11 protein-coding genes are annotated in these 9,478 nt (G+C 65.3%); 8 read left to right on the plus strand and 3 right to left on the minus strand.

Annotation, left to right across the window (positions count from 1 at the left end; all coding sequences use genetic code 11):
* Positions 1-1,713, minus strand: a complete 1,713-nt coding sequence (locus CH266_RS00385) for a cutinase family protein (protein WP_094714450.1) — start codon at positions 1,711-1,713, stop codon at positions 1-3.
* Between the two features lie 104 nt (positions 1,714-1,817).
* Here CH266_RS00385 and CH266_RS00390 point away from each other — a divergent pair, with 104 nt between their 5' ends.
* From CH266_RS00390 to CH266_RS00420, 7 genes are read left to right on the plus strand one after another with little or no spacing between them, the layout of a single operon-like run.
* A complete protein-coding gene (locus tag CH266_RS00390; protein WP_255175796.1) occupies positions 1,818-2,330 on the plus strand; it encodes a GNAT family N-acetyltransferase in 513 nt (170 codons plus the stop codon).
* A gap of 26 nt (positions 2,331-2,356) precedes the next feature.
* Positions 2,357-2,605 (plus strand): hypothetical protein, encoded by a 249-nt coding sequence (locus CH266_RS00395; protein WP_032385296.1) that lies wholly within the window; start codon positions 2,357-2,359, stop codon positions 2,603-2,605.
* Positions 2,602-4,791, plus strand: a complete 2,190-nt coding sequence (locus CH266_RS00400) for a heavy metal translocating P-type ATPase (RefSeq protein WP_094714452.1) — start codon at positions 2,602-2,604, stop codon at positions 4,789-4,791. The genes CH266_RS00395 and CH266_RS00400 overlap by 4 nt, the downstream gene beginning before the upstream one ends.
* Positions 4,792-4,834: 43 nt before the next feature.
* Positions 4,835-5,068 (plus strand): RNA-binding S4 domain-containing protein, encoded by a 234-nt coding sequence (locus tag CH266_RS00405; protein WP_094714453.1) that lies wholly within the window; start codon positions 4,835-4,837, stop codon positions 5,066-5,068.
* Positions 5,065-5,802, plus strand: a complete 738-nt coding sequence (locus tag CH266_RS00410; protein WP_032381923.1) for a class I SAM-dependent methyltransferase — start codon at positions 5,065-5,067, stop codon at positions 5,800-5,802. Before CH266_RS00405 ends, CH266_RS00410 begins: the two co-directional genes overlap by 4 nt.
* Positions 5,799-7,316, plus strand: a complete 1,518-nt coding sequence (locus tag CH266_RS00415) for an NAD(P)/FAD-dependent oxidoreductase (RefSeq protein ID WP_057473181.1) — start codon at positions 5,799-5,801, stop codon at positions 7,314-7,316. Before CH266_RS00410 ends, CH266_RS00415 begins: the two co-directional genes overlap by 4 nt.
* 49 nt (positions 7,317-7,365) lie before the next feature.
* Positions 7,366-7,821, plus strand: a complete 456-nt coding sequence (locus CH266_RS00420; protein WP_094651458.1) for a GNAT family N-acetyltransferase — start codon at positions 7,366-7,368, stop codon at positions 7,819-7,821.
* A gap of 84 nt (positions 7,822-7,905) precedes the next feature.
* On the opposite strand, the gene CH266_RS00425 is transcribed toward CH266_RS00420, so the two are convergent.
* Positions 7,906-8,088 carry a hypothetical protein gene (locus CH266_RS00425; protein ID WP_032371449.1) on the minus strand — a complete coding sequence of 61 codons (183 nt, stop codon included), beginning with the start codon at positions 8,086-8,088 and terminating at the stop codon, positions 7,906-7,908.
* A gap of 58 nt (positions 8,089-8,146) precedes the next feature.
* Positions 8,147-8,596, minus strand: coding sequence for an Hsp20/alpha crystallin family protein (locus tag CH266_RS00430; protein ID WP_032371615.1), 450 nt, complete (start codon positions 8,594-8,596; stop codon positions 8,147-8,149).
* A 228-nt stretch (positions 8,597-8,824) separates the two neighbouring features.
* Between CH266_RS00430 and CH266_RS00435 the strand changes: the two genes are divergently transcribed.
* Positions 8,825-9,328 carry a GNAT family N-acetyltransferase gene (locus CH266_RS00435; RefSeq protein ID WP_032407809.1) on the plus strand — a complete coding sequence of 168 codons (504 nt, stop codon included), beginning with the start codon at positions 8,825-8,827 and terminating at the stop codon, positions 9,326-9,328.
* The last annotated feature ends 150 nt before the right edge of the window (positions 9,329-9,478 follow it).

Genomic DNA, 9,478 nt, shown 5'->3' on the forward strand with positions numbered 1-9,478 from the left:
CTACGGGGTGGGTGCGACAGTCGTCGTCGGAGCTGCGGCCTCGGGGGTGACCGGCGTTTCCGTGGCGGGCGCGGTGACGCATACCGGCGGTGCACCCTCGACGGGTGTCTCACCCTCGACCGGAGTCGTGCAGGCGGGTTCTTCAGGCTCGGCAGCGGGAGCCGGCGCCGGTGCGGGTGCCGGCACCTCGGCTGCGGGGGCGGGGGCAGGCGCAACGGGGGCGGCCGGGGCAGCGGGGCTGGTGGTGACCGGTGCCGGTGTCGTTGCCGTCGGAGTTGCCGTTGCCGAGGTGGTGGTCTCGGGTGTGGCGGCGATGGCCTGGATTGCTGCGCGGCCTGCCTTCTCCTGTACTTCCTTGGTCTTCACCGGCTCGCCCCGGTTGGCCTGCTCGGCCAGCTGGGTCAGCCAGGCTGCGGCGTACTGGACCGAGGTCAGTGGCTTGCCGTTGGCGGCGTCGGCGTCGCGCCAGTAGTCGAAGTGGTGTCCCGAGCCGGGCCCGAGGGTCAGGCCGTAGGGATCGTTCATGATGACCGGGATCGTGTTCTGGTTGGACGAGATGAACCCGGTGATCTCCTTGAAGATCTTCTGCGGCAGGTACACCATGTCGACCATCTGGCCGGTCTCGATCGGCTCTTCACCGTCGACCTTGGCCGAGACGGGGGTCGTTGCGGTGCCGGGCTTGTAGTTGGGCTCGGACACCTTGATCAGTACGTCGAGGAAGGTCTCGTCGCTCTGCATCCAATTGGGCTGCGACGCAATGTCGTTGAAGGCGTTGACTGCGATGCGTCCCAGTGCCAGAGCCAGGTCGGCTCCGGTGGCCGGGGTGAGGTTCTCGTTCTGCAGCGCATCGGCGTTGACCTGTCGACCGACGTTGGCGGCCAGGTGGATCAGCGACGTGTTGGCGGGCAGTGCGCAGGTCAGGTCACCGTCGGAGCAGAAGGACGCGACGCGCCCGTCGAGTGCGCCGAAGCCGCCCGACGTTCCCGGCAATGCACCCTGTCCGGGGATGGCGTTGTTGCCGTTCTGGTACTTGGTGTCGAAACCGTCCGGGTTACTGAACGGGTTCTCGGCACCGGGGAACGGTCCCTCTCCTGCGACGCGTCCCGCGTCGGCGAAGATGACGACGCCGACGACCTGAGAGGGGTCGATGATGCCGTACTTGCCGTCCTCGGGAACGGCCTGATTGCCGATTTCCATGGCGGTGCGGCGAGCAACGTCTGCGCCTTCGCTGTAGCCGACGATGGCGAAGCGAGTCTTGGGGCAGGACGCGGAGATTTCCTTCATGATGGTCTGCGAGTTGGTGACGCCCGTCTGCACGGCGTTCTCGTAGCTCGCGAGGTCGGCCGGGTACTCGACGTAGACCGCGGCGTAGGAGTCGGGAACCACGTTGCCGTTGTTCGGAGCTCGCACGGCCTGGTCGATCCAGTCGCTCGAGTAGTCACCGGACATCGCTGCGGGGAGGCGGGTGCCGTCGGGCTTGGTCAGCCACTTGACGCCCTCGCGTGGGGTGTCGCCGCGTCCGCCGATGGCGATGCTCACCATGTCGTAGCAGGTCGATGTCGAGACCAGCTCGACGGAGGCCTCGACACTCGTTTCCGACGCAGACCAGGGTGCTGCTACCAGCACTCCGGCACCGAGTGCGCCGATCGCAAACGCGCTGAGCGCGATGCGCACACGCTTCGACTTGCCACCATTCATGTTTTCGATCCCCATCATCCACGCCCGAACCGATCCCGACTGCAATTGCCAGTGGGTTACCCGGCATTTCGTCGCTCGGATGGTTCGCGTTACAAAACGCTTCGTTTACCGTCGTGGACATGACTTTTCACGCTCGAATGACACCGATGGAATTAGCTCTGACCGATGGATCGACCTGCGTCGTGCGTGAGGCGTTGGCGTCGGACCTCGAGTCGATCGTGGCGCTGCTGGCGGACGACCAGTTGGGCGCGACGCGCGAATCCGTCGAGAACATGGACGGATATCGCACCGCTTTCGAGGACATTTCCTCCGATCCACGGAACGTGCTGGTCGTCGTCGTGCACGGTGACGAGGTGGTGGGAACTCTGCAGTCGACGGTCATTCCGGGACTGGCGCGAGGTGGTGCGTTGCGCGCTCAGATCGAAGCCGTACGGGTGGCCGCTACCTGGCGCAGCCGCGGGCTCGGTGGCGCGTTGATCGAGTGGGCGATCGAGGAGGCCACGCGGCGAGGGTGCGCTCTGGTGCAGCTGACGTCCGACTCGCGTCGAGTGGATGCCCACCGGTTCTACACCCGTCTGGGCTTCACTGCCTCACACGTCGGCTTCAAGAAGGCGATCGGCACTACCCACTAGATACCCTGGGGGGGTAGGGTAGGGATGTGAACTCCACACGACAGGAACTCGGCACCCCGACCAAGCTCGTCGGATTCGTCGTCGGGATAGCCCTCGTCTTCTTTCTTGCCCTGTTCGTCGGCCACGCGATCGGACCCGACGCGTCGCCCAGCGAACCGACGCATTCCGACCACGAGTCGCACGACGGAACATCTGCGCTCTATCCGGACTTCCAGCATCAGGGTGTCGTCCGCACGGCCACATTCGTCATCGAGGCAGAAGGGAATCGGGGATGAGTACGGAAACCGAACTGATTCTGGGCGGCATGACCTGTGCGTCGTGCGCCAACCGCATCGAACGCAAGCTCAACAAGCTCGACGGGGTATCGGCGACGGTCAACTACGCCACCGAGAAGGCGCGAGTCACCAGCGACGGCGTCGCCACCGAGGATCTGATCGCCGCCGTCGAAGCTGCCGGGTACACCGCGAGCCTTCCGGTGGCCGAGCCGGTCGACGCCGACACACCGGTCGATCCGTTGAAGCAGCGTCTGATCGTTTCGGCGGTGCTCAGCGTGCCGGTCATCGCGATGGCCATGATTCCGGCCTTTCAGTTCACCAACTGGCAGTGGCTGTCGTTGACTCTCGCCGCGCCGGTCGTCATCTGGGGAGCGCTGCCGTTCCACCGGGCCGCGTGGACCAACCTGAAGCACGGGACGTCGACGATGGACACCCTCGTGAGCATGGGAACCCTTGCTGCACTGGGCTGGTCGCTGTATGCGCTGTTCTTCGGTACGGCCGGCGAGCCCGGCATGACGCATCCGTTCGAGTTCACGATCGCGCGGATGGACGGGGCGAGCAATATCTATCTCGAGGCGGCTGCGGGCGTCACCACCTTCATCCTGGCCGGCCGGTGGTTCGAGAGCAGGTCCAAGAGGCAGGCCGGTGCGGCGTTGCGCGCACTGATGGACCTCGGTGCCAAGACCGTCGCTGTGCTGAAAGGCGATGAGGAACAGCAGATTCCGATCGATCAGCTCGCCGTCGGCGATCTGTTCGTCGTTCGTCCGGGTGAGAAGATTGCCACGGACGGAACCGTCGAGAGTGGATCCTCGGCCGTCGATCGGTCGATGCTGACGGGCGAGTCGGTGCCGGTGGAGGTCGGGGCCGGCGACGCGGTGACCGGAGCCACGGTGAACGTCGGTGGTCGAATCACCGTGCGCGCCAGCAGAGTCGGTGCAGACACCCAGCTCGCGCAGATGGCGAAGGTGGTGGAAGATGCGCAGACCGGCAAGGCTCAGGCCCAGCGTCTGGCCGATCGTATCTCGGGAATCTTCGTGCCGATCGTCATCGCCATCTCGGTGGCAACGCTCGGATTCTGGCTCGGCACCGGAAATTCGGTGGCCGCTGCCTTCACGGCGGCGGTCGCCGTCCTGATCATCGCGTGCCCTTGCGCACTCGGGCTCGCCACCCCCACAGCACTGATGGTCGGCACCGGACGGGCGGCGCAGCTGGGGATTCTGATCAAGGGCCCCGAAATGCTCGAATCGACCCGCCGCATCGATACCGTCGTGCTGGACAAGACCGGCACCGTGACCACCGGTGAAATGACACTGCACTCGGTGCACGTGGCCGACGGTGAGGACGAGGACGTGGTCCGTGCCGTGGCGGCAGCGTTGGAATCGGGTTCGGAGCATCCCATCGCCCGGGCCATCGCAGGTTCGACCCAGTCCACGGCTGTCGAGGAGTTCGCCAGCCTCGAGGGTCTCGGTGTCCAGGGCGTCGTCGAGGGTCGCGCCGCGGTCATCGGCCGTCGCAGCCTGCTGGCCGACTGGTCGATGCCTCTGCCACCGGAACTGGCCGACGCCTTCGACGACGCCGAACGCCAGGGACGCACCGCCGTCGCGATCGGGTGGGACGGGAAGGCCCGCGGGGCTCTGGTGGTCTCCGACTCGGTCAAGCCGACGTCGAAGCAGGCCGTCGCAGAACTGCGCGAGCTGGGCCTGACGCCGGTCATGCTCACCGGCGACAACGAGGCCGCCGCCCGAACGATCGCCGCGGAGGTAGGCATCGAGCAGGTCGTTGCCGGTGTGCTGCCGTCGGGCAAGGTCGATGCCGTTCGTGAACTGCAGGCCGCAGGCAAGGTCGTGGCGATGGTCGGCGACGGCATCAACGACGCGGCAGCGCTGGCCACCGCCGACCTGGGGCTCGCGATGGGAACCGGAACCGATGTAGCGATCGAGGCGAGCGACCTGACGTTGGTCCGCGGCGACCTACGGGCCGTCGGCGATGCGATCCGGCTCTCGCGTCGCACGCTGAGCACCATCAAGGGCAACCTGTTCTGGGCGTTCGCCTACAACGTCGCAGCGATCCCCCTCGCGGCCGCGGGCATGCTCAACCCGATGCTCGCCGGGGCTGCAATGGCGCTGTCCTCGGTGTTCGTGGTGAGCAACAGCCTGCGATTGCGCCGCTTCCGCGCCGCGATGTGACTCGTTGGTAGCAGCGAGCGGCCCGCTAGTACAGGATGGAGACATGTCCGATGCACACGATGTCCCCATCCGCGACGAATCGATCCGGCTGGGCCAATTCCTCAAGCTCGCCAACCTGATCGAATCCGGTGCCGAAGCCAAGGGCATCATCGCCGACGGCCTGGTCAGCGTCAACGGGGACGTGGACATCCGCCGCGGACGGCAGTTGCAGCACGGAGATGTCGTGTCGGTCCAGGATGGGCCAGCTGCCCGCGTGAGCAAGGAAGAGGCACTGTGAAGGTCGGTAAGCGCGGTCTGCCGCGAAACGAAGTTCCCGGCGCATTCGACGTCGGTGCCAAAGCGTACGACCGACTCGTCGGAGCAAACCCCGGCTACCACGAGCACCTCGTCAAGTCCGCGCAGCGCCTCCGCATTCCCGATCTCGGAAGCGGATTGCGCCTGCTCGATATCGGTTGCGGTACGGGTGCGTCCACCGCAGCGCTGCTCGAAGCGGCACCGCACGCCGAGATCGTCGCCGCCGACGCGTCCGCCGAGATGCTCGAGGTCGCCCGGAGCAAGGACTGGCCGTCGAACGTCACGTTCGTGCACTCGCGGGTGGAGGATCTGGCCGTGAACGGAGTCGACGGGCCGTTCGACGCCATCCTGGCCGCATATCTGATCAGGAACGTCGACGACCCCGACGCCGAACTCAAATCGCTACTGGCGCTGCTGCGTCCGGGTTCGACGATCGCGTTCCACGAATACTCGGTGCACGATTCACTGCGTGCTCGAATCTCCTGGAACGTCGTGAGCTGGGGCATCATCATCCCGCTCGGCTGGCTCGCAACGCGAGACGCCACGTTGTATCGGCACCTGTGGCGCAGCGTCGTCACGTTCGACGGCGCATCGGCGTTCATGCGACGGATGCAGCGTGCGGGCTACAGCGGTGTCGCCCGAGAGACGATGACCGGATGGCAGAACGGTGTGGTGCACACGTTCCTGGGCTCTCGACCCGCGAAGGAAGAGCGTTGACCGACTCCAAGAAGGTCACCCATGCTGCGGTGCAAGGATATTCGGACGCAGGCCAGCTGGCCGACGTCCCGCATGTGGTGGTGGTGGGCGGCGGTATCGCGGGGCTGAGCGCCGCGACCGCGCTGGCCGAACGCGGCGTCAAGGTTCATCTGGTCGAACGCGAAAGCTACCTCGGCGGCCGCGTCGGTGGATGGGACACGACGCTGGAGGACGGCTCGCCCGCGACGATGAGCCGCGGCTTCCACGCGTTCTTCCGGCAGTACTACAACCTGCGAAACCTGCTGCGCCGCACCGACCCAGACCTGGCGCGTCTACGCCCGGTCGACGACTACCCGCTGATCGACGGCGACGGTCGTATCGACGGATTCAAGGGGCTGCCCGAGACGCCACCGCTCAATGCGTTCGCGTTCGTCAAGCGCAGTCCGACGTTCCGGTGGAAGGACCTCACCGACCTCAACGGAATCGCCGCCCTGCCACTCATGACGGTGAGCGTGCCGAAGACCTTCGACGAACTCGACACCACTCCCGCGGCGGAGTTCCTGCGCAACATCAACTTTCCCGAAGCGGCACGCCATCTGGCGTTCGGGGTGTTCTCACGCAGCTTCTTCGCCGACCCGGAGGAGATGTCGGCTGCCGAACTGGCGATGATGTTCCACATCTACTTCCTCGGCTCCTCCGAGGGTCTGATCTTCGACGTCCCCCGCGATCCCTACCCACAGGCACTGTGGAACCCGTTGGGGGAGTATCTCAGTGGTCTCGGTGTCGACATCAGAACGTCCACTCCGTGTGGCGAGATCACCCGCGGTGGCCTGCGCAAGTTCCGCGTCGACGCCGGCGGAATCATCGACGCCGACGCGGTGGTCCTCGCTACCGACATCGCCGGATTGCAGCGGGTGCTCGAGAAATCCCCCGAGCTCGGGACGCCGGCGTGGCGCAAGCAGATCGGCGCGCTGCAGAACACCCCGCCTTTCATGGTCCACCGCGTGTGGCTGAGCAAGGCGGTGAATGCCGATCGTCCCGCGTTCATCGGCACCGGCGGCATGCCTCCGATCGACAACATCAGTGTGCTCGAGCGGTTCGAGGACGAGGCCGCGGAGTGGGCAGCGAGGACCGGAGGTTCGGTCGTCGAACTGCATGCCTACGCTGCCGAGGAATCCGAGGAGGTCACCCGCGCGCAGCTGATGGCTCGCATGCACGAGATCTACCCGGAAACCGCTGCGGCAGAGGTGATCGCGGAACGATCCGAATGGCGAGACGACTGCCCGATGTTCGGCCTCGGAGCATTCGCCGAGCGGCCCACCGTGCGTACCCCCGAGCCCTCGCTGGTACTCGCGGGTGACGGCATTCGGATCGATCTGCCCGTTGCTCTCATGGAACGTGCCGCCACCACCGGACTGCAGGCAGCGAACACCCTGTTGGCGGGCTGGGGCGTCACCGGCCACGACATCGAAACCGTGCCCACGAGTGGACGATTCAAGATGTTCGACGCTTTGGAGCGGCTTCGCCGCAGGTGAGTGGTACTTCGTAGCAGGGGTCGAACTTCCACTCACGACAGGAGGTTGCATGCGTCTCGAGGTCGACGATCTGTCGCGGCCGGAGGTCGGTGCGTTGCTCGTCGAGCACCTTGCGGACATGCACGCGACGTCACCGGCAGAGAGTGTTCACGCACTGGATCTGTCGGGTCTGCGCGGGCCGGATATGCGGGTGTGGACGGCGTGGGAGGCCGGGGCACTGCTCGGCATTGCCGCGCTGAAGACACTCACTCCCGAACACGGAGAACTGAAATCGATGCGCACCTCGAGTTTCGCGCGAGGCCGCGGGGTGGCGTCCGAACTGCTCGAGCACGTTCTGACGGAGGCGCGGCGGTTGGGCTTCGAGCGCGTCAGCCTCGAGACGGGCACCCAGGACTACTTCGCCGCAGCTCGACGCCTCTACGAGCGACACGGGTTCAACGAAGTGCCCCCGTTCGGCGACTACGTCGTTGACCCGTCGAGCACGTTCTACTCGTTGGTCCTGTGATGTCTGGCCTCGTAACCAGTTACTCGGTGCGGCAATGACGCAGGCCGGCACCGAATGTCGGTGCCGGCCTTGCGGTCGTTGGGATCACGCAGCGACGGGCTCTCGCGGTACGTGCGGGTAGAGGTCGTCGTCGACCGGCTCTGCTCGCTGCTGATCCAGTAGATCGGCCGTAGCGCATTCACGGATCTCGGTCCCGACCCCGAGAACCGTGCGCCACCATTGGTCACGATCGGGAGATTCCGGCCAGACCACGGTATCCGTTTCCATATGCATCACCCTCCCTGAGTAGTTCGACAGTGCTCGATGTGCTTGTGCGCGTGACGGATCAGGTCGATTGGTGTTCGATGGATCTCTGCTCGCCGGTCAGCTCTGCACGAGCGATGTCTACCTTGCGCGGCTTCGCTCGCTCGGCAAGCGGAATTGTGATCGACAGGACGCCGTTGTCGTAGGACGCCGAGATTCGCTCGGAGTCGACGCCGTCACCCAGTGAGATCTGTCGACGGAACGTTCCGGCGAACCGTTCCGATGAAATCCACTGCACGCCGGAGCTTTCCGGCACGGTTCGTTGCGCGGTGAGCGTCAATGTGCCGCGATCGACGTCGACGTCGATGGACCCCGGGTCGACGCCGGGAAGGTCGGCACTGAGTACGTAGTGATCGTCGACCTTGTACAGATCCATGGGCATGAATCGCGGTGCGCGGTCCGAACCGGTAGACGCACCCAACAATGCCGAGGTGAGCGAATCGACGTCACGGAACGGATCGAAACGAAGCACAGCAACCACCTCCTGTACCCAGATGCGCTCGCCCCTGTGGCGAGGCGCTCCTCAACTGTGCAACACAAAAATTAGCACTCGAATGCAGCGAGTGCCAAGACCTTTTCGGCACTTTTTCGGAATTTTTTCGACCCAATAGTGCTGCGGCGCAATGGGGGTGGCGTGCGGCAGTCGGTGTGACGGTCGAACCGCCGCCTCGCTCGAATGCTGCAACCTACACTCGGTCCGATGGTCACCATCGTGCCGTACGTCCCCCGGTATCGGGCCGAGTTGCTCGCGCTGTCGCTTCGCGCGTGGGAACCGGTGTTTCCGCTCGTGCAGGAGGCGGTCCCGTGGTTCGTGTACGACTCCTTCTATCCCCAGGGGTGGCAGGCGCGTCAGTACGACGATCTCGCATCCGTCGTCGACGACGAACCCGAGAGCGTGGACGTGGCCGTGGACGGTGACACGCCGGTCGGCTGGGTCTGTACCCGCCTGCACCCGAACGACGACATGGGTGAGGTGTACGTCCTGGTGGTCGACCCAGCTCAGCAGCGAGCCGGCGTCGGAAGGGCGCTCCTCGATCGGTCTTTCGCGCGAGTGAGATCCGCCGGAATGCGAATGGTAATGGTCGAGACCGGTGACGATCCCGGTCATGCGCCGGCGCGGTCGGTCTACGAGAAGAGTGGTTTCGAGCGGTGGCCCGTCGCCCGCTATTTCAAGGACCTCGCCGAGACTGATGGTTGTGGCTAGTTGTAATGAGCAGGGACGTTGTGGACGGCGTGGCAGCGACAGATAGGTGAGGACCTCCGGTATCGGTGTGGTTACCACAACTGCACCGACAACCGAGAGGTCCTCGTGTCACACGCTAATGCCTTGCTCACCCCGAAGGGGCGATTGAAA

The sequence above is a fragment of the Rhodococcus sp. 06-1474-1B genome (assembly GCF_002258885.1).
GTDB classification, from domain to species: domain Bacteria; phylum Actinomycetota; class Actinomycetes; order Mycobacteriales; family Mycobacteriaceae; genus Rhodococcoides; species Rhodococcoides fascians.